21 protein-coding genes are annotated in these 24,508 nt (G+C 64.7%); 10 read left to right on the forward strand and 11 right to left on the reverse strand.

Translation table 11 applies throughout. The features are described 5' to 3' along the window. Positions 1–19: 19 nt before the first annotated feature. The 6 genes from ACVIHF_RS24835 to ACVIHF_RS24860 all read right to left on the reverse strand — a co-directional run bounded on the left by ACVIHF_RS24835 (position 20) and on the right by ACVIHF_RS24860 (position 4,591). On the reverse strand, positions 20–280 hold the full coding sequence (locus ACVIHF_RS24835) for a DUF3297 family protein (protein WP_253625786.1): 261 nt from the start codon (positions 278–280) through the stop codon (positions 20–22). After that, the gene (locus ACVIHF_RS24840; RefSeq protein ID WP_168856944.1) at positions 277–753 is read right to left on the reverse strand and encodes a glutathione peroxidase; all 477 of its coding nucleotides are present in this window, start codon (positions 751–753) and stop codon (positions 277–279) included. Before ACVIHF_RS24840 ends, ACVIHF_RS24835 begins: the two co-directional genes overlap by 4 nt. 1 nt (position 754) lies before the next feature. Next, the gene (locus ACVIHF_RS24845) at positions 755–2,146 is read right to left on the reverse strand and encodes an amidase family protein (protein ID WP_310882994.1); all 1,392 of its coding nucleotides are present in this window, start codon (positions 2,144–2,146) and stop codon (positions 755–757) included. A gap of 71 nt (positions 2,147–2,217) precedes the next feature. Then, positions 2,218–2,784, reverse strand: a complete 567-nt coding sequence (locus ACVIHF_RS24850; RefSeq protein WP_253625784.1) for a c-type cytochrome — start codon at positions 2,782–2,784, stop codon at positions 2,218–2,220. 111 nt (positions 2,785–2,895) lie between these two features. Continuing rightward, entirely contained in the window at positions 2,896–4,167 is a 1,272-nt protein-coding gene (locus ACVIHF_RS24855) for a PQQ-dependent sugar dehydrogenase (protein WP_156436013.1), read from the reverse strand. Positions 4,168–4,333: 166 nt separating this feature from the next. Beyond that, complete coding sequence (locus tag ACVIHF_RS24860; protein WP_310882993.1) at positions 4,334–4,591, reverse strand: DUF6894 family protein; 258 nt, start codon at positions 4,589–4,591, stop codon at positions 4,334–4,336. Between the two features lie 324 nt (positions 4,592–4,915). On the opposite strand from ACVIHF_RS24860, the gene pqqA reads away from it, so the two are divergent. The 6 genes from pqqA to pip all read left to right on the forward strand — a co-directional run bounded on the left by pqqA (position 4,916) and on the right by pip (position 9,383). Then, positions 4,916–4,996 (forward strand): pyrroloquinoline quinone precursor peptide PqqA, encoded by an 81-nt coding sequence (gene pqqA / locus ACVIHF_RS24865; protein ID WP_035635412.1) that lies wholly within the window; start codon positions 4,916–4,918, stop codon positions 4,994–4,996. Between the two features lie 160 nt (positions 4,997–5,156). Then, complete coding sequence (gene pqqB / locus ACVIHF_RS24870; RefSeq protein ID WP_310882992.1) at positions 5,157–6,086, forward strand: pyrroloquinoline quinone biosynthesis protein PqqB; 930 nt, start codon at positions 5,157–5,159, stop codon at positions 6,084–6,086. A 20-nt stretch (positions 6,087–6,106) separates the two neighbouring features. Next, a complete protein-coding gene (gene pqqC, locus ACVIHF_RS24875; protein ID WP_057015091.1) occupies positions 6,107–6,862 on the forward strand; it encodes a pyrroloquinoline-quinone synthase PqqC in 756 nt (251 codons plus the stop codon). 10 nt (positions 6,863–6,872) lie between these two features. Further along, a complete protein-coding gene (gene pqqD, locus ACVIHF_RS24880; RefSeq protein ID WP_253607456.1) occupies positions 6,873–7,181 on the forward strand; it encodes a pyrroloquinoline quinone biosynthesis peptide chaperone PqqD in 309 nt (102 codons plus the stop codon). Then, positions 7,178–8,422: a pyrroloquinoline quinone biosynthesis protein PqqE gene (gene pqqE / locus ACVIHF_RS24885; protein WP_253607455.1), complete on the forward strand. Its 1,245-nt coding sequence runs from the start codon at positions 7,178–7,180 to the stop codon at positions 8,420–8,422. The genes pqqD and pqqE overlap by 4 nt, the downstream gene beginning before the upstream one ends. Next, complete coding sequence (gene pip, locus ACVIHF_RS24890; protein WP_092085712.1) at positions 8,412–9,383, forward strand: prolyl aminopeptidase; 972 nt, start codon at positions 8,412–8,414, stop codon at positions 9,381–9,383. The genes pqqE and pip overlap by 11 nt, the downstream gene beginning before the upstream one ends. A gap of 64 nt (positions 9,384–9,447) precedes the next feature. Here the strand turns inward: pip and ACVIHF_RS24895 are convergent, their stop codons facing one another. Then, entirely contained in the window at positions 9,448–11,826 is a 2,379-nt protein-coding gene (locus tag ACVIHF_RS24895; protein ID WP_310882991.1) for a caspase family protein, read from the reverse strand. 184 nt (positions 11,827–12,010) lie between these two features. Here ACVIHF_RS24895 and ACVIHF_RS24900 point away from each other — a divergent pair, with 184 nt between their 5' ends. The 4 genes from ACVIHF_RS24900 (at position 12,011) to ACVIHF_RS24915 (ending at position 17,640) form a co-directional block, all read left to right on the forward strand. Then, positions 12,011–12,682, forward strand: a complete 672-nt coding sequence (locus ACVIHF_RS24900; protein ID WP_253607452.1) for a DUF4286 family protein — start codon at positions 12,011–12,013, stop codon at positions 12,680–12,682. A 289-nt stretch (positions 12,683–12,971) separates the two neighbouring features. Next, positions 12,972–14,771, forward strand: a complete 1,800-nt coding sequence (locus tag ACVIHF_RS24905) for an FAD-dependent oxidoreductase (protein WP_310882990.1) — start codon at positions 12,972–12,974, stop codon at positions 14,769–14,771. Then, positions 14,741–16,588, forward strand: coding sequence for a 2-oxoacid:acceptor oxidoreductase subunit alpha (locus tag ACVIHF_RS24910; RefSeq protein WP_176937027.1), 1,848 nt, complete (start codon positions 14,741–14,743; stop codon positions 16,586–16,588). The genes ACVIHF_RS24905 and ACVIHF_RS24910 overlap by 31 nt, the downstream gene beginning before the upstream one ends. Beyond that, on the forward strand, positions 16,585–17,640 hold the full coding sequence (locus ACVIHF_RS24915) for a 2-oxoacid:ferredoxin oxidoreductase subunit beta (protein ID WP_028332672.1): 1,056 nt from the start codon (positions 16,585–16,587) through the stop codon (positions 17,638–17,640). The genes ACVIHF_RS24910 and ACVIHF_RS24915 overlap by 4 nt, the downstream gene beginning before the upstream one ends. A gap of 78 nt (positions 17,641–17,718) precedes the next feature. On the opposite strand, the gene ACVIHF_RS24920 is transcribed toward ACVIHF_RS24915, so the two are convergent. From ACVIHF_RS24920 to ACVIHF_RS24935, 4 genes are all read right to left on the reverse strand, one after another. Then, complete coding sequence (locus ACVIHF_RS24920) at positions 17,719–18,915, reverse strand: ABC transporter substrate-binding protein (RefSeq protein ID WP_310882989.1); 1,197 nt, start codon at positions 18,913–18,915, stop codon at positions 17,719–17,721. Between the two features lie 251 nt (positions 18,916–19,166). Beyond that, a complete protein-coding gene (locus ACVIHF_RS24925; protein ID WP_057014891.1) occupies positions 19,167–20,711 on the reverse strand; it encodes a SpoVR family protein in 1,545 nt (514 codons plus the stop codon). 4 nt (positions 20,712–20,715) lie between these two features. Next, entirely contained in the window at positions 20,716–21,984 is a 1,269-nt protein-coding gene (locus ACVIHF_RS24930) for a YeaH/YhbH family protein (protein ID WP_076823957.1), read from the reverse strand. 108 nt (positions 21,985–22,092) lie between these two features. Continuing rightward, entirely contained in the window at positions 22,093–24,036 is a 1,944-nt protein-coding gene (locus tag ACVIHF_RS24935) for a PrkA family serine protein kinase (RefSeq protein ID WP_038382967.1), read from the reverse strand. Positions 24,037–24,508: the final 472 nt, after the last annotated feature.

Genomic DNA, 24,508 nt, shown 5'->3' on the forward strand with positions numbered 1-24,508 from the left:
CATCCCGGAATGACGGTTGCTACGTCTTGTCCCGGAAATACGGCTCGACCGGCCCGTGCACCTTGATGGTCAGCGGATTGCCGTAACGGTCCTTGGCGTTACCCGCGGTGACGCGGACCCAGCCTTCGCTGATGCAGTACTCCTCGACATTGGTCTTCTCGACACCCTTGAATCGGATGCCGACATCGCGGGCGAGAATATCCGCATTGTAGTACGGGCTGTTCGGATCGACCGAGAGGCGGTCGGGGAATTGGTCGTTGGTGTCGTTGTCGTCGCTCATAGCAGCGCCTCGATATCCTTCCTCAATCCTTCGGGCCGGGCGGTCGGCGCATGCCGCGCCACGACCTTGCCGGCGCGATCGACCAGGAACTTGGTGAAGTTCCATTTGATCGCGGGCCCGAGCAGGCCCGACTTCTCACGTTTCAGGTGTTCGTACAATGGATGCGCACCTGAGCCATTGACGTCGATCTTGGCGAACATCGGAAACGTCACGGCGTAGTTGGTCTCGCAGAACGCGGCGATCTGCTTCGCATCGCCCGGCTCCTGCGCGCCGAACTGGTTGCAGGGGAAGCCGAGCACGGCAAAGCCGCGCGCCGAGAGGCCGGCGTGCAGCTCCTGCAGGCCCTTGTATTGCGGCGTGAACCCGCAGGCGCTCGCCGTGTTCACGATCAGCAGCACCTGGCCCTCGAACCGCTGCAGCGGCACGTCGTCGCCGGCGAGCGACTTGGCGGTGAAATCGTAAACGGTCGCCATCTCAACTGACCGGATCGATCGGAGACGACGGCGTGCCACCGGCCTCGAGCGCTTCACCAGCGGCAAGGCAGAGATCCTCGCGGTAGCGTCCGGCCACCAGTTGCACGCCGACCGGAATCCGTCCGACGAGACCGGTGGAGACGACGAGCCCGGGAAGCCCCATGAACGGGATCGCGATCTGCGGCAGCTGCGCGTGCCACACCCGCGCGAACGACGCCTCGTCCTTGCGGTCGAGATGGTCGGGGAACGGTAGCTCGCCGGACACCGGCATCAGCAGCACCGGATATTTCTCGAAGAAGGCGAACCATTCGCGCGTCAGGGTCGCGCGGCGGGTCAGTGCCTGCGACAGGTCGAACGGATGCACCCGGGCGCGGACGCCGCGCAGGCAGGCCAGTGCGCCGGGATCGCCCTCGCGCTCGGCGAAGGCGAGCTGGGCCTCATAGCCGTCGCCGAGCCAGAGCCGGGTCTGGATTTCGGCCGCCTCGCGCAAGGACGGCGTGTTTGCAACTTCCTCGACGATCCAGCCGGCCTTCTGCAAGCGCTTGCCGGCGTCGGCCACCGCGGCGATCACTTCCGGCACCGGATCGAGACCATCCGGATTGAGGCACATCGCAACGCGCTTCTCGCGCGGCGGACCCTCAAGCGGCACCGGCGCATACCAGGGATCGCGATAGTCCGGCGCCGACATCGCCGCGAGCGAAATGCGCAGATCGTTGACGGTGCGCGCCAGCGGGCCCGACACCGCGCTGATCTGCGGGCCGATCGGCCGCTCCGGCAAAGCCGAATTGAAGGCCGGGATGCGGCCCATGCTTGGCCGCAGGCCGTGCACGCCGCAGGCATAGGCCGGATAGCGCACCGAGCCGGCGATATCGGTGCCGTGCGCGATGTGGCCGATGCCGGCCGCGACCGCGGAGCCCGCGCCGCCGGACGAGCCGCCCGGGGTGATGCCGGGATCGCGCGGGTTCTTGGTGTCGCCGTGAATGAGGTTTGTGGTGAACCAGCGGTAGGAGACCGCCGGACAATTGGTGCGGCCGAGCAGCACCGCGCCGGCCTTGCGCAGATTGGCGACCACCGGGTTGTCGACCTTGGCGATGACATCGCGCTGCGCCTTCAGCCCGTTGGTGGTGGCGTAGCCCTCCTGGTCGACATTGACCTTGATGGTAACGGGTACGCCGGCGAGCGGCCCGACCGCCTCGCCGCGCGCGATGGCCGCATCGATCTTGGCCGCCTGCGCCAGCACGTCGTCCGGCCGGTGATCGACCACCGCGTTGAGCTTCGGGTTGACCGCGTCGAGCCGGGCGAGCCCGGCCTCCGCTGCCTCCTTCGCCGACACCTTCTTCGATCTGATGAGGCTGGCGAGCTCGGCCGCCGACAGACGCCAAATATCCTGCATGTGCAACTCCGTGTGACGCTGCGTTTTAGCGCCGCGCGGAGAACATGGCCAGCGGTCCGCCGCCTGATGTTTCAGCGGACATGCGCGATGTAATAGGCAAGGTCGCCGATCTGCTCCTTGGTGACCGTTTGCATCACGTCGGCCATGGTGGCGTCATAGCCATGGCGGCTGTTGTCCTTGTATTCGGCCAGCGTCTTGGCGAGGTAGTCCTCGCGCTGGTTGGCGATGCGCGGGACATTCTCCTTGCCGGAGAAATCGGTGTTGTGGCAGCTGTTGCAGCGGTTCTGCTGCGCCAGCGCCTGGCCCCGCGCCATCCGCGCCGGATCGCCGGCGTCAGCGGGCGGCGTGGGCTTCGGCAGGGTCGCGATGAAATCCGAGAAGCTGCGCAAATCGTCGTCGGTCAGCGGCTTCGCCATCTCGTTCATCGGGTCGAACACCCGCAGCTTCTCGCGGAACATGAAGAGCTGGATCAGCGCATAGGGCGCCGTCTGGCCGCCAAGCGACGGCGTGTTCTCGGTCTCCGACGTGCCATGCTCGCCATGGCAGGCAAAGCACGCCGCGGCGCGCTCCTGGATGGTCTCGGCATTTGCGGAAAGAGCGGATGCAAACAGGAGCACAGGGATCATGAACTTACGCATCGGCTGCTCCTGACTTTCAGTGTCATTCCGGGGCGCCCGAAGGGCGAACCCGGAATCTCGAGATTCCGGGTCTGGTGCTGTCGCACCAGCCCGGAATGACGTTGGTGGTTGTTACTGATTGGCGACCTTCGGCTTGCCGTAGCTGACGCGATAGACCGCGCCGTTCCAGTCGTCGGAGACCAGCAGCGAGCCGTCCTTCAGCAGCATCACGTCGACCGGGCGGCCGACATACTTGTTGTCTTCGAGGAAGCCGGTCAGGAACGGCTCCATCGACTTCACGGTGCCGTCCTTGTTCAGCCTGACGGCGACCACGTCACCACCCTGCTTCTGCGACTTGTTCCAGGAGCCGTGACGCGCGACGAAGATCACGTTCTTGTAGGTCTTCGGGAACATGCTGCCGGTGTAGAAGCGCATGCCGAGCGACGCGGTATGCGGGCCCATCAGGCCGACCGGCGCGGTGTAGTCCTTGCAGGTCTTGCCCCAGCCGAGCTCCTGGTCGATGATGTTGCCCTGGTAGCAGTACGGCGCGCCGAAATCCTCGCCCGCCTTGGTGATGCGGTTGAGCTCGTCTTCCGGCACCGTCTCCGACAGCCAATCGCGGCCGTTGTCGGTGAAGTACATCTGCTTGTTCTCGGGATTCCAGTCGAAGCCGACCGTGTTGCGCACGCCGAGCGCGTAGACCTCGGCGCCGGAGCCATCGAGATTCATGCGGCGGATCTGGCCGTGGTCGGCATCATGCAGCACGTTGTTGCCGGGCTGTCCGACCGGAACATAAAGCTTGTTGTCGGGACCGACGGCGATGAACTTCCAGCCATGCGCCTCGTCCTTCGGCAGCTTGTCGTAGATGACGGTGGGCTTCGGCGGGTTATCCAGATTGTCCTCGATCTTGTCGATCTTGGAGACCTTCGAGAGTTCGGCGATGTAGAGCGTGCCGTCCTTGAAGGCGACGCCGTTCGGACGATAGAGGCCGGAGGCGATCACCTTGACCGAGCGCTTGCCGTCCTTGTTGACGATCGCATAGACCTTGTCGACGAGGCGGCTGCCGACGAACACCGTGCCCTTGTCGCCGAGCGCCAGCGAGCGCGCATTGGCCATGCCGGCCGCATAGACCTCGACATTGAAGCCGGCCGGCGCCTTGAGCTTGGCGAGCGGCAGCTTGTCGGGCGCGGACGGCAGCGGCGGCGGCGCCACCGGCGCGAGCTTGGCGGCGGCTTCATTGTCCGGACGCCCGATCAAGGGCGAGCCAGGCGGCAGCGGCTGGGCGGCGGGGGCGGCACCTGCCGCCGGCGCGGCCGGCTGTTGCGCCGCAGCAGAGAGCGTGAACGCCCCGAGCATGGCCCCCGCGAGCAGCAAGCTGCGCGGTGCGAACGAGTGTTTTTTCATGAAGATCTCCCCTGGGTGGAAGCCGTTGTTGATTGCGCCATTGACGTCACGCGGCGCGGTTCGGCTTTCCGTTCATAGTCTTGCGAATTTGTCCGGACAATTGCAATCGGAAACATGCTGGCATCGGCCAACGCATGGTTGTGGCCGCGCGGCGGGCCAGCGCGCGTCAGTGCCTTGTCATCGAATGGTCCGGGCGATCGAGAATCGCCTCGGTGAATGGAAACTCCAGCACGACCTCGCCCTCGTCGTCGGTCACCTCGATCACGGCGCTGAGCAGCGCGCCATCGGCGCCCTCGGTCTTGAGCAGTTCGCGAATCATCGCCCGCGCCATTTCCCACGCACGATCGGGGTCCCGCAGGATTTCGCCGTCGGGATCGGAGATCAGCTCGTCACCGATACGGGTGTTGAAGAAATAGCGTGGCATCGGCTGAACTCGGCTCGGTTAGTCGCCTCCCGTCACGGGGAAGCATGCATCGCCACCGGGACCTTCGGAGGACCGCGGGCTGCTGTTTACTTATTCCAACATCACCATTCACCGTGTGGCGAACAACAGGAAAAAGGTCTGATGCCACGGGCTTTTGACGGGAAACGCGCGCACAAATTTGTGAGTGGGTAAGATTTGCTTGCCGCAGTGCAGCATGCCCTTCGAGGCGGCACCTTACAGAAAATTTAACTGGCGAACTTTTCCAACCACAGTAGTTTACTCTGCAGGGCGGAAAGTTCGTCCGGTTGCAACAAGGAGAGCCAAATGGCCTGGAAAGCACCGAAGATCGTCGAAGTGTCGGTCGGCATGGAAATCAACATGTATATGTGCGCAACCCGCAAGTAAGCGGCAGCGCCCTCTACACGTTTAGCGTTTTAGCGCAGGTGGACATCCGGGCGTAACGCGCTCCCGAGCAAGGGAGTGTGTTTCAAATCCGGGGTCCACCTCGTAACGTTTCTGGGTCCAACAAACTTCTCCAGGGCCAAGCTTCTCCAGGGGACGGATCATGCTTCGTGTCGTCGTCCTGGGTGCCGCGGCGGGTGGCGGCGTTCCGCAGTGGAACTGCGGCTGTGCCGTCTGCAGGACGGCGCGAAGCGACCATCCCGAGCTGCAGAGCACGCAAGCCTCGATCGCCGTCAGCGGCGATGGCGTGCACTGGTTCCTGGTCAATGCATCCCCGGATCTGCGCCAGCAGTTGATTGCCACGCCACAGCTGCATCCGAAGCACGGCGCACTGCGCCATAGCCCGATCGCGGGCGTCATCCTCACCAATGGCGAGATCGACGCGGTCGCCGGGCTATTGTCGATGCGCGAGGGTTCGCCGTTCACGATCTACGCGCATGAGCGGGTGCTTGCGATCCTGCGTTCGAACAGCATCTTCAACGTGCTCAGCGACAAGAACGTCGAGCGCCGGCCGATCGCGGTCGACCAGGCCTTCGAACCGGCCCTGCCCGACGGATCGCCGTCCGGGCTCGAGGTGCTGCCGTTTGAGGTTCCCGGCAAGGGCGCGTGGTATCTTGAGGGCAAGGCGCATCCGGCGGGCGCCGACGGCGTCGGCGATACGCTCGGCCTGCGTATTGCGGACCGGCGCAGCGGCAAATATTTCTATTTCCTGGCCGCCTGCGCACGGGTGACTGACGACCTGAAATCGCGGCTCAAGGGCGCCCCGCTGGTGTTTTTCGACGGCACGGTGTGGCGCGACGACGAACTGATCGCGGCGGGCCTTGGCAACAAGACCGGCCAGGGCATGGGCCATATCGCGATGTCGGGCGATCAGGGTGCGATCGAAAGCCTCGCCGGGCTCGACATCGGACGAAAAGTGTTTTTGCATATCAACAACTCCAACCCGGCGCTGCTTGGGACCTCGGCCGAACGCAAGGCGGCCGAACAGGCGGGCTGGCAGATTCCCTCCGACGGAACGGAGATCGTGCTGTGAATGTCGTGCTGACCTCAGGAATGACCGCGCTCTCGATCGGCAAGGGCATCACGCTCGACACTGCCGAGGAGATGGAGGCGACGCTGCGCACGATCGGTGCCACGCGCTATCACAGCCTGCACCCGTTCCACCGCCTGCTGCACGGCGGCAAGCTCAACAAGGGCCAGGTCCAGGCCTGGGCGCTGAACCGCTATTACTACCAGAGCACGATCCCGCTGAAGGACGCGATGGTGATCTCGCGCTTCCGCGACCGCAATACAAGGATCGAATGGCGCCACCGCATCGAGGATCATGACGGAGATCTCGGCAATGAGGGCGGCATCGAGCGCTGGCTGAAGCTGACCGAGGGCCTCGGCCTCGACACGGCCTATGTGGAGTCCACCGAAGGCATTCTGCCGGCGACGCGCTTTGCCGTCGAAGCCTATGTGCATTTCTGCCGCGATCGCACGCCGCTGGAAGCGATCGCCTCCTCGCTCACCGAATTGTTCGCGCCGAACCTGCACGAGGAGCGCATCTCGGGGATGCTGAAGCACTACGACTTCGTCAACCCCGACATCATGAGCTATTTCAGCCGCCGCCTGACCCAGGCGCCGCGCGACGCCGGTTTCGCGCTCGACTATGTCAAGCAGCACGCCAAGACGCCGGCGGAGCGCGAAGCGGTCTGCAACGCGCTGATCTTCAAGACCAACGTGCTGTGGGTGCAGCTCGACGCGCTGTATCATGCGTATGTCGACGGCCAGATTCCGCCCGGCGCCTTCGTGCCGAAGACAGGTTAGAGACAACATCATGGCCAGCCGCAACATCAGCGTCAGCGAGACCAGCCGGCCGAAACTGCCGCGCCATACCAAGCTGAAATTCGACGAGACGCGGCAGGTCTGGGTGATCCTGGCGCCGGAGCGCGTGCTGGCGCCGGACGACATCGCGGTCGAGGTGCTGCAGCTGTGTGACGGCATGCACAGCGTCGCCGAGATGGTGGACCAGCTCGCGGAAAAATACGCCGCTCCACGCGAGGCGATCGCGACCGACGTGGTCGCGATGCTGCAGGATCTGGCCGACAAGGGTTTTCTCACCGAAGCGCGCGAGAGCACAGCATGAGTGACACGCTCGCCGACAACAAGACGACAGCGCCGGGCCCGAGCGCAGCCCCAAGCGATGGGCTCGCCGTGCTGGAGAGCCGCCGCTCGGCGGCCGAGACCTACGGCATCCCGCTCGCGGTGCTGCTCGAGATCACCCACCGCTGCCCGCTGCAATGCCCCTACTGCTCGAACCCGGTCGAGCTCGACCGCGGCTCGACCGAGCTCACCACGGACGAATGGAAGAAGGTGCTGAGCGAGCTTGCCGAGCTCGGCGTGCTGCAGATCCATTTCTCCGGCGGCGAGCCGACCGCGCGCAAGGACATCGTCGAGCTGGTGCAGCACGCGACCGATGTCGGGCTCTATTCCAACCTGATCACCTCGGCCGTGCTGCTGACCAGGGACAAGCTTTCGGCGCTGGCCGACGCCGGCCTCAGCCATGTGCAGATCAGTTTTCAGGGCAACGAGCCCAACGTCGCCGACCGCGTGGCAGGGCTGAAGGACGCGCACAAGAAGAAGCTCGAGGTCGCGAAATGGACGCGCGAGCTCGAATTGCCGCTCACGGTGAATGCGGTGATGCACCGGCAGAACCTGCATCAGCTGACCGACATCATCCAGATGGCGGTCGACCTCGACGCCGACCGGCTCGAGGTCGCCAACGTGCAGTATTACGGCTGGGCGCTGAAGAACCGTGCCGCGCTGATGCCGACGATCGAGCAGATCGAGGAGACCAGCCGCATCGTCGAGGAAGCCCAAATGCGCCTGAAGGGCACGCTTGCGATCGACTATGTGGTGCCGGATTACTACGCGCTGCGGCCGAAGAAATGCATGGGCGGCTGGGGCCGCCAGTTCTTCAACATCTCGCCGGCCGGCAAGGTGCTGCCGTGCCACGCCGCCGAAAGCATCACCGGGCTCGAATTCGAATCGGTGCGCTCGAATCATTCGATCGCTTGGATCTGGCAGAACTCGGAGGCCTTCAACCGCTATCGCGGCACCGGCTGGATGCCGGAGCCGTGCAAGAGTTGCGAATTCCGCGAGATCGATTACGGCGGCTGCCGCTGCCAGGCCTTTGCGCTGACCGGCGATGCCGGCAACACCGACCCGGCCTGCGCGCTGTCGCCGCGACACGAGGAGATCTTCAAGCAGGCCGAGCGGGAATCCGCCGGCACGCAGAACCGTTTCCTGTATCGCAACTTCGCCGGCGGCACGTTGGAGACGGACCACCCCCGGAACGAATCCCAGGACAAGCGCAATGGCGCCTGACGCCGACGTCGGCAAGGCCGCGAGGCGTGCCGATCCCTTTGCGCCGCTGACGTCGGAATGGCTCGACGTCGGCGATGGCCACGATCTCCATGTCGAGAGCGTCGGGCGCGAGGGCGGCATTCCCGCGGTCTATCTGCATGGCGGCCCCGGCAGCGGCTGTCAGCCCGATCATCGCCGGCTGTTCGATCCCGAGCGCTTTCACGCCGTGCTGTTCGACCAGCGCGGCTGCGGCCGCAGCCGGCCGAAGGGCAGCCGCGACAACAACACGACGCAGCACCTGATCGCGGATATGGAGAAGATCCGCGAGCGCTTCGGCTTCGCGCGTTGGATGGTGGTCGGCGGCTCCTGGGGCGCGACGCTGGCGCTGGCTTATGCGCAGGCCCACCCTGAGCGGGTCAGCGGGCTGGTGCTCCGCGCGACGTTTCTCGGCACAGCCGAGGAGCTGGACGACGTTTTCCTGCGCGCCTTGCCGCGCTTCTATCCCGCCCTCCATGAGGACTTCCTCAACTTCCTGCCCGAGAGCGAGCGCGCAGCACCGCTTGCGGCCTATTATCGCCGCATCCTCGATCCCGACGCCGCCTTGCATGCGCCGGCCGCGCGCGCCTGGCACGACACCGAACGCGCGTTGTCGGAGCACACACCGAAGCAGACGCGGCTCGACCTCAAGGCCTCGGGCGCCCTGCCCTCGACGCCGTTCATGGAGGCGCACTACTTCGCCAACAATTGCTTCATGCGGCCGCATCAATTGATGAGTGAGGCCGGCAGGCTCGCCGGCATTCCCGGCATCCTGGTGCAGGGCCGTTACGATCTGTTGTGCCCGCCCGCAACATCGCACGCGCTCGCCGCGCGCTGGCCGGGCAGCGAGGTCCGCATCATCGATGGCGCCGGCCACATCCTCTACGATCCCGGCATCCGCAACGCCGTGATGAAGGCGATCGCCGACCTTGCGGCCAAGCGCTAGACCGCCGCCGGAACACCCTCGACATCAGGAGCCGGTGAAGAACTCGACCGACTCCCTGCTTCCCTCAATGTTTGCACTTGCCGGGAGGACATGCCGGCGCTGCCCGTGGCGCGGCCGCGGGCCTTGGTGGCGCCGCCATCCGCGGTGACGGCGCTGCGTGTTGCACCTGCATCGCCGGCCGTGGTGGCGGCGCGGCGCGCGGAGCCGGTGCCGGAGCCGGACGCGGCGGCAAAGCCGCAGCACGAGGTGGCGGGGCAACCGGCCGCGCCGGCGGAGCCGCAGCCCGCACGGGCGGAGCTGCGGCATGGACCGGCGGAGCTGCCGCATGCGCCGGCGCGGGCCGGGAGACCGGCGCCGGCGACACCGCCGCGCGCGCGGGTGCCGGGCGCGCGGCCGGGGTCGGCCGTGTCGACATCGCGCGGTTCGCCGGTGACGGTGCCGCCGAGGGCTTCACGTTTGCGGTCGGCGCGGTCGCCGCATGCGGGAGCGGTTGCGCACCTGGCTTGCCGGCGGCCGCGGGTGAGGCGGGCGCGCTGGTCGCCGGCGCGACACCGGGCTTGGCCGGAGGAGCAGGCTGCGCATTGGCAGGCGCCATGGCAGTCGCCGGCTTGCCCGGCACCACCGCATTCGGCTTTGCGCCAGGTTGCGCGGCGCCGGGTTGTGCGGCTCCCGGCGGCACAGCGCCATGCTGCATGGCATTGGCCGGTGCGGTCGCCGACTGCGGCAGCGGCGGTCCATTTTTCGCGCCCGGCAGTGTATGCGCACCCGGCGTGCCCGGCGCGCCCATCGCATTCGGAGCGGCGGCAGCATTCGGAGTGGCAGCAGCGTTCGGCGCCGCGGCAGCGTTCGGTGCGGCGCGCGGAGCTCCCATCGCCGCGCCCTGCGCGGGCGTCGCGCCTTGCGGAGCGCCCGGCAGATTGGCGCGCTGCATCGCCGCGGCCGGCAGTCGCGGTGCCGCCGTCACCGGCGCGCCGCCCATCGCCGCCGTCACCCCGGCCGCATGGAGCTGCGCCGGCGTCGGGTTGGGATTGTTGATGACCGTGTTGATGACCGTGGTGTTGTGGATGTTGTTGAACACGATGTTGTTCTGCGGCGGCACGACATAGGCCGGTGCGGCGACATAGGCCGGCATCGCCACGAACATCGGCGTCGGCAGCACGTACAGGCCGATCGGCGGCGGCGGTGGCGGCAGCACGACGAAGTCCGGCGGCGGCGGCGGCAGGAAGAACACCGGCGGCGGCGGTGGCGGCGCGAAGGCGAACACCGGATCGCTGTAATACAGCACCGGGCGGTCGACATAGTCGATCTCGTCGGGCGGCGGCGGCGGCACGTCGTAGTCGAGCACCGTGAACTGCGCCGGCGGCTCCAGCGCGGCCGACAGATAGGCGAGCCGGCGCCGGCAGTCGTAGGCATGCGGCCCGCGCGGATAGCGCCGCAGATACGACCAATACGCATCAGTCGAGTCGGCGTTGTAGGTGCGCCGCCAGGTGATCGCCTCGCGCCGCGCCGCCACGATCGCGCGCACGCGCTTGGCCAGCGGATCGTTCGGATAGGCCTGCAGGTAATCCTCGTAGCCCTGCAGCGTGTCGCGCTCCAGCGCCGCGGCGTAGGCATCCTGCGCCGAGAAATCGCGGATCGGCTTGGTACGCAGCCCGGCATCGACCTGCTGCGGCGGCGCGTCCGGCTTGCGCTCGAAGAACATGAAGGGCGCGTCGACCTTGTGCGCATCCCACGGGATCTCGGCGCCCTTGGTCATCTCGTTGACGCGCAGGCGAACGCGGTCGAACACCTCGGGCAAGGTCAGGCCGCCGGTGCGGATCATTTCCGCCAACGCTTGCGCATAAGGCCCGTACGGCGGCGCACCGTCAGGGGCGACGGTGCCGGGCGCCGAGTTGAAGCCGATCAGCATCTTCGGATCGGGATCGACCAGCGCAAGACCACCGGCCAGCGGCTGGCCCTCCTTGGCGAAGGGATTGCTGCGCGCCGCATCGAGCACGATCACGCCGGCCTTGATCGGCAGCGCCGAGAGCTGATGGCTGTAGTCGGAGATGCGGATCGCCTCGACCGGCACGTCGGTGTCGCGGGCAATCTTGGCGTCGACCGGCACGAAATAGTTCTCGCCGGTGAGCTGCACGCCGTAGCCGGCGAGATACACGAAGGCCACGGCATTGGGCCCCGCCTCCTGCACCTTCTGCATGAAATCGCGGAACGATTTGCGCAGCGTCTCGCCATCGAGATCGCGTGCGCCGATCACGTCGAAGCCGGCGGCCTGCAAGGTCTGCGCGATCAGGCCGGCGTCGTTCGCGGCGGTTTGCAACGCGCCGGCCTCATAGGCGCCGTTGCCGACGACAAGTGCGAGACGCTTTTCCTGATCCTGCGCATGCACGGGAAGCGAGGCGAGCGACACCAGACCGACGATCAATGCCCACAGAATGCGTGCCATGGTGGTCGTCCCTTTTCTTCTCGAGAGTTGGCGTAACGAATGAAATGCTACCTCTGTGAACCGGTGCTGAACAGCATTGCAGCAATTGTGGCAATCCTTGGTCTGTGGTGACGGGAACCGGCTTCCCTGGTTTGCGCGATCAGGCGATATTGCGTGGATAAAACAGGCAAAAAAGGAGCACTCGATGCCAATCGCCGGACAAGGCATGCTGCTGACTTCGATGGATATCGACAGCTTGCACGAAGCTGAATTCAATCGCTGGTACGACCGCGAACATCTCGAGGAACGGGTCGCCATCGACGGCTTCCTGGAAGCCCGCCGCTACGTCGCCCATGATGGCAAGCCGAAATATCTCAGCCTCTACTCGACCGCGACCTTCGATGTGCTCGAGAGCCCGGCCTATCGCAAGGCGCTCGCCAACCAGACCGACTGGTCGAAGGCCAATATCGCGCGCTTTCAGAACATGATCCGGGGCGTTGCCCGCATCACGATCAGCCGCGGCGTCGGCAGGGGCGCAGCCCTCGGCATCATCCGCCTGCGCCCGCCTGCCGAAGGCGCGGACAAACTTCGCGTTGCATTGCGGGAGCAACTCGATCCAGCTTCGCGCGACGGCATCATCTCGATGCACCTCCTGGAGAACGACCCTGACCTGTCGAAACCGCTCACGCCGGATGCGGCGAAACCCGATCCCGGCGCCGGCGACTGGTTCGTGCTGATCGACGCCACCGACGTCGGCGCGGTCCCCGCAGCGGCCGCAGGCATCACCGGCAATGCAGCCTTGAAGCCGCTCGTGGTCACCAGCGGAGTCTACAAGCTGTTGTGGGATATCGCGAAGAGCGACCTTCCGCGCGAGTAAGCCTGATCCGGAAGCGTGCGAAGCGCTGTCGCGAAAAACATTTTCTCAAGCAAGCGTGGCGATGCAGATCATGCTGCACCGCCACATAACGCAATCGAGATTAACGCTACACGCGCATCAGCCGCGCGAAAGCTGATGATCGGACAATTTAGCCTTTGCCTTCTCTGGAACGGCTCTAATAAGATAAGCCTATGATCCAATTCAAAAACCAGAACAACGCCACGTGAGCGTTCGTCGTCAACGATAAGGCCGCGCGGGTCTGGCATTTTCGCGCGGGTCAAAGGTAGGAATGAAACCGACTGATATCTCGGCGCCTGATTACTTCCACAAAGTAGTCGATTGCCAATGGGCCTGTCCCGCACACACCCCTGTTCCCGAGTACATCCGGTTGATTGCTGAGGGGCGTTACAGCGACGCCTACATGATCAATTGGAAGTCCAACGTGTTCCCCGGCATTCTCGGGCGCACCTGCGACCGTCCATGCGAGCCGGCATGCCGCCGCGGCCGGGTCGAGGACAACCCGGTCGCGATCTGCCGCCTGAAGCGCGTCGCCGCGGACTTCAAGGACGACATCAAGCACCGGCTGCCGAAGCCCGGGCCGAAGAACGGCAAGCGCATCGCGCTGGTCGGCGGCGGCCCTGCCTCGCTCACCGTGGCGCGCGATCTCGCGCCGCTCGGCTATCACTGCACCGTGTTCGACGGCGATCCCAAGGCCGGCGGCATGATGCGCAGCCAGATTCCGAAATTCCGCCTGCCCGACAGCGTGATCGACGAGGAGACCGACTACATCCTGAACCTCGGTGTCGAGTTCAAGGGTGGTCAGCGCGTCGACAGCCTGAAGCAGCTGCTCGCCGAGAACTATGACGCGATCTTTGTCGGCTCTGGCGCACCGCGCGGCCGCGAGCTCGACATCCCCGGCCGCAAGGAGGGCGCCGCCAACATCCATATCGGCATCGAGTGGCTGGCCAACGTGTCGTTCGGCCACGTCGACAAGATCGGCCGCCGCGTCATCGTGCTCGGCGGCGGCAACACGGCGATGGATTGCTGCCGCACCGCGCGCCGCCTCGGCGGCGAAAGCGTCAAGGTGATTGTCCGCTCCGGCTTCGAGGAAATGAAGGCTTCGCCGTGGGAGAAGGAAGACGCGCTTCACGAGGACATCCCGATCCTGAACTACATGGTGCCGGTGGCGTTCAAGCATGTGGCCGGCAAGCTGATCGGCGTTACCTTCCAGAAGGTGAAGGCGGAGTACAACGCCACGGGCCGCCGCAGTCTGGTGCCCTCGGGCGAGCCTGACGAGACCGTGCCCTGCGACGATGTGCTCGTTGCGGTCGGCCAGGAGAACGCGTTCCCCTGGATCGAAGCCGATTGCGGCATCGAATTCGACAAGTGGCACATGCCGAAGGTCGATCCCAAGACGTTCGTCTCGACCAATCCGAAGGTGTTCTTCGGCGGCGATGCGGCGTTCGGGCCGAAGAACATCATCTGGGCGGTGGCGCATGGCCACGACGCCGCGCTCTCCATCCACCGCATGCTGTCCGGCGAGGACATCAACGAGCGCCCGCTGCCCGAGGTGCACGTCTCCTCGCAGAAGATGGGCATCCACGAGTGGAGCTACGACAACGACATCTCCGCCGACAAGCGCTTCAAGGTGCCGCATCGCGACAAGGTGGTCGCGCTGAAGGACATCCGCGCCGAGGTCGAGCTCGGTTACGACCTCAAGCTCGCGCTCGGCGAGGCGCAGCGCTGCCTGAATTGCGACGTGCAGACGGTGTTTTCCGCGCCGCTCTGCATCGAGTGCGACGCCTGCGTCGACATCTGTCCGATGGACTGCATCACCTTCACCCCGAACGGCGAAGAGGATGAGGTGCGGCAGCGGCTGAAAGCGCCCTCGCCGCATCACGACCAGGCGCTGTACGTTTCCGGCGACCTCAAGACCGGCCGCGTCATGGTGAAGGACGAAGACGTCTGCCTGCATTGCGGGCTGTGTGCCGAGCGCTGCCCGACCGGCGCCTGGGACATGCAGAAGTACCTCATCGATATGGTTCAAGCGGGATCAACATGTCAGTCCAAAGCCCGATCAGCAGCGTAAACGACTTCGTCGTCCGCTTCGCCAACGTCAACGGTTCGGGCTCGGCTTCCGCCAACGAGCTGTTCGCGCGCTCGATCCTGCGCCACGGCGTACCGGTCTCGCCACGCAACATCTTCCCGTCCAACATCCAGGGCCTGCCGACCTGGTATGAGGTGCGCGTCACCGAGGACGGCCATCTCGGCGCCCGCGGCGGCGTCGACCTGATGGTGGCGATGAACCCGCAGACCTGGGACAAGGACGTCGCCTCGATCGAGCCCGGCGGCTATCTGTTCTACGATTCGACCAAGCCGATGCCGTCGTCGAAATTCCGCGAGGACATCACCGTCATCGGCGTGCCGCTGACCGCGATCACCAACTCGACCTACACCGATCCCAGGCAGCGCCAGCTGTTCAAGAACATCATCTATCTCGGCGCGCTCTGTGCCCTGCTCGACCTCGATCCCAAGCTGGTCGAGCAGCTCATCGGCGAGCAGTACAAGGGCAAGGAGAAGCTGCTGTCCTCCAACGTCCATGCGCTGCATCTCGGCCGCGACTGGGCGCTGCAAAACCTGAAATGCCCGGTCGGGCTGCGGGTGAAGAAGTCCGACAAGGTCGGCGACCGCATCTTCGTCGAAGGCAACAGCGCGGCCGCGCTCGGCGCCGTCTATGGCGGCGCCACCGTGTGCGCGTGGTATCCGATCACGCCGTCATCGTCGGTGGCGGAAGCCTTCACCAGCCACTGCAAGAAGTACCGCCACGATCCCGAGACCGGCAAGGCGAAATACGCGATCGTGCAGGGCGAGGACGAGCTCGCCTCGATCGGCATCGTGATCGGCGCCTCCTGGAACGGCGCACGGGCCTTCACCGCGACGTCGGGTCCGGGCATCTCGCTGATGACTGAGTTCATCGGCCTGTCCTATTTCGCCGAGATCCCGGCCGTGATCATGAACATCCAGCGCGCCGGCCCCTCGACGGGCATGCCGACCCGCACCCAGCAATGCGACGTGATCGCCTGCGCCTATGCCTCGCACGGCGATACCAAGCATGTGCTGCTGTTCCCGGAAGATCCGGCGGAGGCGTTCGAGTTCGCCGCGGCCGCCTTCGACCTCGCCGAGCGGCTGCAGACCACGATCTTCCTGATGCTCGATCTCGACATCGGCATGAACCACCGGCTGTGCCGCCCGCTGAAGTGGGACGACGCCAAGCAATACGACCGCGGCAAGGTGATGACGGCGGAGATGCTCGAGGAAGGCCGCGACTTCGGCCGCTATCTCGACGTCGACGGCGACGGCATCCCCTATCGCACCTATCCCGGCACGCATCCGACCAAGGGTTCCTACTTCACCCGCGGCACCTCGCGCGACCGCTACGCGCGCTATTCCGAGGAAGGCGCGGTCTACGCCGACAACATGCAACGCCTGGTGCGCAAGTTCGAGACCGCGCAGGACATGGTGCCGCGGCCGCTGCAGGCCAATGCGGCAAAGCCCACCAAATACGGCGTGATCTATTTCGGCTCGACCTCGCCCGCGATGGACGAGGCGATCGGGATCCTGGAGGCGCGCGGCCACCAGCTCGACCGCATGCGCATCCGCGCCTTCCCGTTCCACTCCAGCGTCGCGAGCTTCATCGCCGACCACGACTTCGTCTACGTGGTCGAGCAGAACCGCGACGCGCAGCTTCGCCAGCTGATCGTCAACGAGAACGGCATCGACCCCGTCAGGCTGGTGCCGATCCTGCACTATGACGGCACGCCGATCACCGCGCGCTTCATCGCGGGCGCGATCGGCGACCACCAGGATCATCTCAAGGTGACCCCTCTCCGCAAGGCCGTGACATGACCTACATTGCAAAGCCGAAGTTTCATCATCCCGGCCTGAAGAAGAACGAGCTGGGCTATACCCACCGCGACTACGAGGGGAAGATCTCGACGCTGTGCGCCGGCTGCGGCCACGATTCGATCACCGCCTCGATCATCGAGGCCTGCTACGAGCTCTCGATCGAGCCGCACCGGGTGGCGAAGATTTCCGGCATCGGCTGCTCGTCGAAGACGCCGGACTATTTCCTCGGCAATTCGCACGGCTTCAACTCGGTGCACGGCCGCATGCCGTCGGTGCTGACCGGCGCCAACCTGGCCAACCGCGACCTGATCTATCTCGGCGTCTCCGGCGACGGCGATTCCGCCTCGATCGGCTTCGGCCAGTTCGCGCATTCGATCCGGCGCGCCGTCAACATGACCTACATCGTCGAGAACAACGGCGTGTACGGTCTGACCAAGGGCCAGTTCTCGGCCACCGCCGACCGCGGCTCGAAATCGAAAAAGGGCGTCACCAATACCGACAATGCGATCGACCTGGTCGCGATCGCGCTGCAACTCGGCGCCACCTTCGTGGCGCGCAGCTTCTCCGGCGACAAGACCCAATTGGTTCCCTTGATTGCCGCTGCGATCCGCCACAAGGGGGCGTCCTTCATCGACGTGATCAGCCCCTGCATCGCCTTCAACAACCACGCCGGCTCGACCAAGAGCTTTGACTATGTCCGCGAGCACAATGACGCGGTGAACCGCCTCGACGTGCTGGTCGGCCGCGATCCGATCAGCGTCGACTATGCGCCGGGCACCGTGCAGGTGGTCGAGCAGCATGACGGCTCGCGGCTCGCGCTGCGCAAGCTCGACGCCGATTACGATCCGCATGATCGTCTGGGCGCGATGACCTTCCTGCAGAAGCACGCGGCCAAGGGCCAGATCGTCACTGGCCTGCTCTATGTCGATCCGGATGCCGAGGATCTGCACACCCATCTCGACACCGTCGAGACGCCGCTCAACACGCTCGACGAACAAGCGCTGTGCCCGGGTTCAGCCGTGCTGGACAAGATCAACGCCAGCCTGCGCTGAGCAGCGGCAGCACACTCCGTGTCGTCCTCCCGTGTGCAATTGTGCACTAGGCAGGGACGACAGCGGAGTTGGTGACGGCTACTTGTCGCTCAAGACGTCGCCGAACAGCGCCCAGGACTTGCCGTCGAACCGCGCCATCTGGATTTGCCGGATCGGCGTCACATTGTCGGGCTCGGTCTGCACCTTGATGCCGGGCAACAGCATCGGCAGCTCGAGCGCCTTCAGATTGGTCGCCTGCTTGATGATGTTGGCACGGCTGTAGTCGCCGTTGCAGTTCTTCAGCACCGCCGTCATGACCTGCGCCACCGTGTAGCCCTGCACGTTGAAGAGGTCGCCCGGGCTCGCATTCGGCTGGTACTTCTTCATCCAGTCCGCAAACTCCTTCTGCGCGGGATCGTCGGCCCAGCGCGGATCGGTCGGATCCTTCAGATAGAGCCCGGTCACGACGCCGATGACGTTCTCGAGACCGGCCGGTTCAAGCACCGCGGAGACCGAGTTCGAGACGGTCGGCAGGATGGTCAGCGGCTTCCAGCCCATGCTCGCCGCCTTGCGCAGCGCCTGGGCCGCGAATTTCGGCGTCGCCTCCGCGAAGAAGACGTCCGCGCCGGACTCGCGCATCGTCACCATCTGGGAATCGATGGTGGGATCGGTCGTGAGATACGTGGTCTCGGCGACGATCTGGCCGACATGCTCGCCGAGCCCGTCCTTGAAACCCCTCAGATAGTCCTTGCCGGCGTCCTCGTTCGGCGTGATGACGGCGATCTTCGCATCCGGCTTGGTCTTCAGGATGTATTTTGCGTAGAGCCGGCCTTCGAGCTCGTAGGTCGGATTGAAACCGACCGTCCACGGGAACTGCTTTGGATCGTTCCAGCGCGTCGCGCCGGAGGACACGAACAGCTGCGGCACGCGCTTGATGTTGAGGTACTTCTGCACCGAGATGTTCGGCGCGGTGCCGACCGCGCTGAAGATCGCGAGCACCTCGTCCTGCTCGACGAGCTTGCGGGTCTGCTCGACGGTCTTCGACGGCGAATAGGCGTCGTCGAGGCTCTCGAAGTCGATCTTGCGGCCGTTGATGCCGCCTTGATCGTTGAGCATCTGGAAATACGCGGCTTCGGCACGCGCGATCGTGCCGTAGGCCGACGCCGGGCCGCTATAGGGCGCGGTGTTTCCTATTTTGATCGCGGTATCGGCTGCCACGGACGGCGAGGTCAACGAGGCCGTGAGCGCGGTGAAGGCGAGAAAGCCCGCCAGGCGGGAGCGAGTTGACAAGAGCATATCCTTTTCTTGGTTTTCTTGACGCGGCGCACATTATCCATCGCGTCCGCGCAGGCAATCACCAAGAACGTCTCGCGAGATTTCCGCATGCCGGCAATCGCGTTCGCGCATAGAACGCCATGCGCTTTCAAGTCGGAATGTTGCCGGCATGTTCATGATGTGAGCCTTCGATAGACATGAAGGTTCACCGAGCAAGACTCGCATTCCGCGCGGCGGTGTGCGCCGCGCTCATGTCAGCGAGAGCGTGATCCTCAGGCCGCGACCGCAGCCGCGCGCGGGCTGACGACGTATTCCTTCAGCACCTTGTCGGTGCCGTCGATTTCGGTCAGCGCGACGTCGTAGGACCACAGATCGGCGAGGTGTTGCAGCACGCGCCGCGCGTCGGTCTCGTTGAGTTGCGCGCCCTTCACGGTGGTGTGGCGCAGCATCAGGCGGCGATCGCCGTCGAGATCGACATCCACGACCTCGATATTGGCGTCGACGAAGCCGACGTCGTATTGCCGTGCCAGTTCGCGGCGGACCCGGCGGTAGCCGCGCTCGTCGTGGATCGCGTCGACCTTGATCCCCTGGCTTTCCGCGGGGTCGTCGTGCAAATGGAACATGCGGAAGCGCCGGATCAGCGCCGGGCTGAGGAACTGGTTGATGAAGCTCTCGTCGCGGTAGTTGCTCCAGATCTCGCGCAGCACGCCCTCGACGTCGCCCTTGCCGGCGATATCGGGGAACCACTCGCGGTCCTCGTCCTCCGGATTTTTCACGATCCGCTCGATGTCCTGCATCATGGCGAAGCCGAGCGCGTAGGGATTGAAGCCGGAATAGCGGCGGTCGTCGAATTCGGGCTGGAACACCACATTGGTGTGCGACTGCAGGAATTCGAGGAAATTGCCGTCGGTGAGCCGGCCCTGCTGATGCAGCCGGCTCATGATGCGGTAATGGACGTAGGTCGCGGTGCCCTCGTTCATCACCTTGGTCTGGCCCTGCGGGTAGAAATACTGCGCGATGTGGCGGACGATGCGGATCAGCTCGCGCTGCCAGGGTGCAAGGCGCGGCGCGGTCTTCTCGAGGAAATAGAGGATGTTCTCCTGCGGCAAGCCGAGCAGCGCGCGGCGGCGCTCGGCCGTGAGCGTAGCCTTGCTCTTGGCCTTGGTGTTCGGCACCGTCCGCCACAAATCGTTGAACACGCTTTCCTCGTGCTGCCGGCGCTCGCCGGCACGCTTCTCCTCGGCACGCAAATCGAGCGTCTTCTTTCCGGGATAGCGGTCGACGCCATGCGACATCAGCGCATGCGCGGCATCGAGCGTCCGCTCCACCGTCTCGCGGCCGTGGCGGTCCTCGCAGACCGCGATGTAGCCCTTGGCGAATTCCAGATAGTCGAGAATGCCGTCGGCATCGGTCCACTGCTTGAACAGATAGTTGTTCTTGAAGAAGTGATTGTGCCCGAACGCCGCGTGCGCGATCACCAGCGTCTGCATCGTCGCCGTGTTCTCCTCCATCAGATAGGAGATGCACGGCGAGGAATTGATCACGATCTCATAGGCGAGGCCCATCAGGCCCTTGCGATAGGACGCTTCCTGGAACGCGAATTGCTTGCCGAATGACCAGTGCTTGTAGAACAGCGGCATGCCGACCGAGGAATAGGCGTCGAGCATCTGCTCGGCGGTGATCACCTCGATCTGGTTGGGATAGACGTCGAGCCCGAGCTCGGTGCGCGCGATTTTCTCGCAGGCGTCGTGGACCCGCTGCAAGGTCTGGAAATCCCAATCGGCGCCCTCGAACAGCCGTTCCCCGGAAGAACCCATCACGCTACACCCTTTCCTGCTTGCTGCGGCGCTTGAACAGGTCCTGGAACACCGGGAAGATCTCGCCGCGCTCGCTCACCTTGCGCATCGACAGCGGCGCGCCCTCGTTGCGCAGACGCTCATAGAGCGTCCAGAGCGAGGAGTCCGGCATGTCGAAGGTGTAGTTGGCGGCTTCGCCGACCTCGAGATAGGCGAAGAACTGGCAGACCGGCAGGATCTTGTCGGTCAGGAGGTGACCGGTCAGCGCGCTGTCCGAGGTCATGTTGTCGCCGTCCGAGGCCTGGGCGGCGTAGATGTTCCAGTCGGCCGGACGGAAGCGGGTGCGGACGATGTCGTTCATCGCGACCAAGGCGCTCGACACTAGCGTGCCGCCGGAAGCCGGTCCGTGGAAGAAGGTGTCCTCGTCGACCTCCTCGGCGCGGTCGGTATGGCGGATGAACACGATCTCGACGTGCTTGTAGCGCCGCTTCAGGAACACGTAGAGCAGCATATAGAACCGCTTCGCCAGATCCTTCATGTGCTCGGACATCGAGCCCGATACGTCCATCAGGCAGAACATCACGGCCTGCGCCACCGGCTTCGGCACCGTCTCGAAGCGGCGATAGCGGATGTCGATCGGATCGATGAACGGGATCCGCTTGGCCTTGGCCTTCAGCGCTTCGAGCAGCGCCAGCAGCTCGCGGCGCCGCGCATCGTCATCGCATTCGGCAAGCTCCGCCTCGAGCGCCTCGATGTCGTCCTTGCGCGGCCGGCGCAGTGCCACGCGTCGCGCCAGCGCCCGGCTCACCGTGCGGCTGATCGAGATGTTGGCGGGCGAGCCGGAGGTCGCATAGCCGGCGCGCTGAATGCCTTCGCTTTCGGTTTCCGCGAGCTTGCGCTTGGCAAGATCGGGCAGTTCGAGGTCGTCGAGGAAGAGATCGACGAATTCGTCGCGGCTGAGCACGAAGCGGAAGGCGTCCTCGCTGTCGCCCTCGCCTGCGCCGGAGCCCTTGGCGCCGCTTTGGTTCGGGCGCTGCAGCCAGTCGCCCTCGACGAACTTCTTGTTGCCGGGCAGCACCATGTCACGCGTGCCGCCCTCGCGCCGGAACCGCGGCTCGTCCATGCCGTCCAGCGGGATTGTCACTTCGCCGCCTTCCAGAACATCCTTGATGTCCCGGTCCTGTGACGACTTCTTGACGGCCCCCTGCACCAGCGCCTTGGCGCGCCGCAGGAAGCGCTGGCGGTTCTCCAGGCTCTTGCTACCCGGATTCAACCGCCGATCGACGATATGCATGACCACGTTGCATCTGCCTCACCGGATGCGATCATGACAGTCGCATCGCATTTTATTGGACGGGACGAGACGAAACGGAAAGCCGGTGCCGGCTTTCCGGATCGCGCATTAGCCGGCCTGCTTCACCCGCATGTACCACTCGACGAGCCGGCGGACCTGGCGCTCGGTATAGCCGCGCTCCACCATCCGCTCGACGAACTCGCCGTGCTTCTTCTCGGTCTCGCCGTCCTTCTTGGAGCCGAACGAGATGACCGGAAGCAGATCCTCGACCTGCGAGAATATCCGCTTCTCGATCACGTCGCGAACCTTTTCGTAGGAGGTCCAGCTCGGGTTCTTGCCGCCGTTATGGGCCCGCGAGCGCAGCGAGAACTTGACGACCTCGTTGCGGAAGTCCTTCGGGTTGGCGATGCCGGCCGGCTTCTCGATCTTGGTCAGCTCCTGGTTCAGGAGCTCGCGGTTCATCAGCTGACCGGTGTCGGGATCCTTGAAGTCCTGATCCTCGATCCAGGCGTCGGCGTAGTCGACATAGCGGTCGAACAGGTTCTGGCCGTAGTCGGCGTAGGATTCCAGATAGGCCTTCTGGATCTCGTTGCCGATGAACTCGGCATAGCGCGGCGCGAGGTCGGCCTTGATGAATTCGAGATAGCGCTTCTCGGTCTCGTCAGGCAGCTGCTCGCGGCGGATCGCCTGCTCCAGCACATACATCAGGTGCACCGCATCGGCGCCGACTTCGGTGGTGTCATGGTTGAAGGTCGAGGCGAGCACCTTGAAAGCAAAGCGGGTGGAGACGCCGTCCATGCCCTCGTCGACGCCGGCCGCGTCCTTGTACTCCTGAACGCTGCGCGCCTTCGGATCGGATTCCTTGAGGCTCTCGCCGTCATAGACCCGCATCTTGCCAAACAGCGTCGAGTTCTCGTGCTTGCGCAGCCGCGACATCACCGAGAAGCGCGCCATCGTCTCCAGCGTCGCCGGAGCGCAAGGTGCTGCGGCAAGCTCGGAGCCCTGGATCAGCTTCTCGTAGATCTTCTGCTCCTCGGTGACCCGCAGGACGTACGGGACCTTGATGACGCAGATGCGGTCGATGAAGGCCTCGTTGTTCTTGTTGGTCTTGAAGCTCTGCCACTCGGCTTCGTTCGAGTGCGCGAGGATGATGCCGGTGAACGGAATCGCGCCGATATTCTCGGTGCCGATGTAGTTACCCTCCTGCGTCGCGGTCAGCAGCGGGTGCAGCATCTTGATCGGTGCCTTGAACATTTCGACGAACTCGAGCACGCCCTGGTTGGCGCGGTTGAGGCCGCCGGAATAGCTGTAGGCGTCGGGATCGTTCTGGGCGTAGGTCTCGAGCTTGCGGATGTCGACCTTGCCGACCAGCGAGGAGATGTCCTGGTTGTTCTCGTCACCGGGCTCGGTCTTGGCAACCGCGATCTGGCGCAGCCTTGAAGGCTGGATGCGCGCGACGCGGAATTGCGAGATGTCGCCACCGAAGGCTTCGAGCCGCTTGTAGGCCCAGGGCGACATCAGCCCGCTCAGCCGGCGGCGCGGAATGCCGTACTTCTCCTCGATCATCGGGCCAAGCGTCTCGGGATCAAACAGCCCAAGCGGGCTCTCGAACACCGGCGACAGCTCGTCGCCCGCCTTCAGCACGTAGATCGGATGAATCTCCATCAGCGCCTTGATGCGTTCGGCGAGCGATGACTTGCCGCCGCCGACCGGCCCGAGCAGATAGAGGATCTGCTTGCGCTCTTCGAGGCCCTGCGCGGCGTGACGGAAGAAGCCGACGAGGCGTTCGATCGTGTCCTCCATGCCGTAGAACCCGGCGAAGGCCGGATACGACCTGATCGTACGGTTCAAAAAGATACGGCCAAGGCGTGGGTCCTTGGCCGTGTCGATCATCTGGGGCTCACCGATTGCCGCCAATAACCGCTCGGCCGCATTTGCATATCGCATCGGATCACTTCGACACGACTCCAAATACTCGGCCATCGACATGTCGGTCTGGCTTCGCGCTTCAAACGACCTTGCGAAGGCGTTGAACAAAGAATCGTTGTACATGATCCCTCTCTCCACGATATGTATCGCCGCACGACTGACACGAGTCGTAACAAGAGCGTCCTAGGATCGAATCAGCGTCGGCACGCTGAGTCCATTGGACACTCGACCGACTCAGTTCGGCAATGCACGGCGCGTGCAGCCTCTGCCTTATCAACAGGCAGGAAGCTTAATGGTTCATCAATATCCCCTTGTTTTTGGTGGCTGTAACCCCCTCGCCACATCCGTGGTTTACCGGGGCCCAGGCCTCCGAAGCGGACATCCGAGCGGGCAACTTCCCGTCCGGCGATGGACGTTGGGCTTCCCTGAAAAAGTGTGACCGTTCAGCCGTGGCGTCAAGATGCACGCGCCATAGACTCTCATGAACAAACGTTCAGCCGCGGTTGAACGTGCCTCCTTGTCGCCGCGACTAAGGCAACGAGCCCGCGCAGTTCCGCGCGGCACCATTGCCGCGCTTTAAAGATGACACCTTGGA

It is taken from the genome of Bradyrhizobium sp. USDA 4506 (assembly GCF_054058795.1).

Bases quoted from the DNA above. Each gene is read 5' to 3' on its own strand.
- ACVIHF_RS24850 (WP_253625784.1), bottom strand. From the start codon at position 2,784: ATGCGTAAGTTCATGATCCCTGTGCTCCTGTTTGCATCCGCTCTTTCC.
- ACVIHF_RS24930 (WP_076823957.1), bottom strand. From the start codon at position 21,984: ATGCATATCGTCGATCGGCGGTTGAATCCGGGTAGCAAGAGCCTGGAG.
- pqqA (WP_035635412.1), top strand. From the start codon at position 4,916: ATGGCCTGGAAAGCACCGAAGATCGTCGAAGTGTCGGTCGGCATGGAA.
- pqqE (WP_253607455.1), top strand. From the start codon at position 7,178: ATGAGTGACACGCTCGCCGACAACAAGACGACAGCGCCGGGCCCGAGC.
- ACVIHF_RS24900 (WP_253607452.1), top strand. From the start codon at position 12,011: ATGCCAATCGCCGGACAAGGCATGCTGCTGACTTCGATGGATATCGAC.
- ACVIHF_RS24895 (WP_310882991.1), bottom strand. From the start codon at position 11,826: ATGGCACGCATTCTGTGGGCATTGATCGTCGGTCTGGTGTCGCTCGCC.
- ACVIHF_RS24845 (WP_310882994.1), bottom strand. From the start codon at position 2,146: ATGCAGGATATTTGGCGTCTGTCGGCGGCCGAGCTCGCCAGCCTCATC.
- ACVIHF_RS24860 (WP_310882993.1), bottom strand. From the start codon at position 4,591: ATGCCACGCTATTTCTTCAACACCCGTATCGGTGACGAGCTGATCTCC.
- ACVIHF_RS24935 (WP_038382967.1), bottom strand. From the start codon at position 24,036: ATGTACAACGATTCTTTGTTCAACGCCTTCGCAAGGTCGTTTGAAGCG.
- ACVIHF_RS24925 (WP_057014891.1), bottom strand. From the start codon at position 20,711: ATGGGTTCTTCCGGGGAACGGCTGTTCGAGGGCGCCGATTGGGATTTC.
- ACVIHF_RS24920 (WP_310882989.1), bottom strand. From the start codon at position 18,915: ATGCTCTTGTCAACTCGCTCCCGCCTGGCGGGCTTTCTCGCCTTCACC.
- pqqC (WP_057015091.1), top strand. From the start codon at position 6,107: ATGACCGCGCTCTCGATCGGCAAGGGCATCACGCTCGACACTGCCGAG.
- ACVIHF_RS24915 (WP_028332672.1), top strand. From the start codon at position 16,585: ATGACCTACATTGCAAAGCCGAAGTTTCATCATCCCGGCCTGAAGAAG.
- pqqB (WP_310882992.1), top strand. From the start codon at position 5,157: ATGCTTCGTGTCGTCGTCCTGGGTGCCGCGGCGGGTGGCGGCGTTCCG.
- pip (WP_092085712.1), top strand. From the start codon at position 8,412: ATGGCGCCTGACGCCGACGTCGGCAAGGCCGCGAGGCGTGCCGATCCC.
- ACVIHF_RS24905 (WP_310882990.1), top strand. From the start codon at position 12,972: ATGAAACCGACTGATATCTCGGCGCCTGATTACTTCCACAAAGTAGTC.
- pqqD (WP_253607456.1), top strand. From the start codon at position 6,873: ATGGCCAGCCGCAACATCAGCGTCAGCGAGACCAGCCGGCCGAAACTG.
- ACVIHF_RS24855 (WP_156436013.1), bottom strand. From the start codon at position 4,167: ATGAAAAAACACTCGTTCGCACCGCGCAGCTTGCTGCTCGCGGGGGCC.
- ACVIHF_RS24835 (WP_253625786.1), bottom strand. From the start codon at position 280: ATGAGCGACGACAACGACACCAACGACCAATTCCCCGACCGCCTCTCG.
- ACVIHF_RS24840 (WP_168856944.1), bottom strand. From the start codon at position 753: ATGGCGACCGTTTACGATTTCACCGCCAAGTCGCTCGCCGGCGACGAC.
- ACVIHF_RS24910 (WP_176937027.1), top strand. From the start codon at position 14,741: ATGTCAGTCCAAAGCCCGATCAGCAGCGTAAACGACTTCGTCGTCCGC.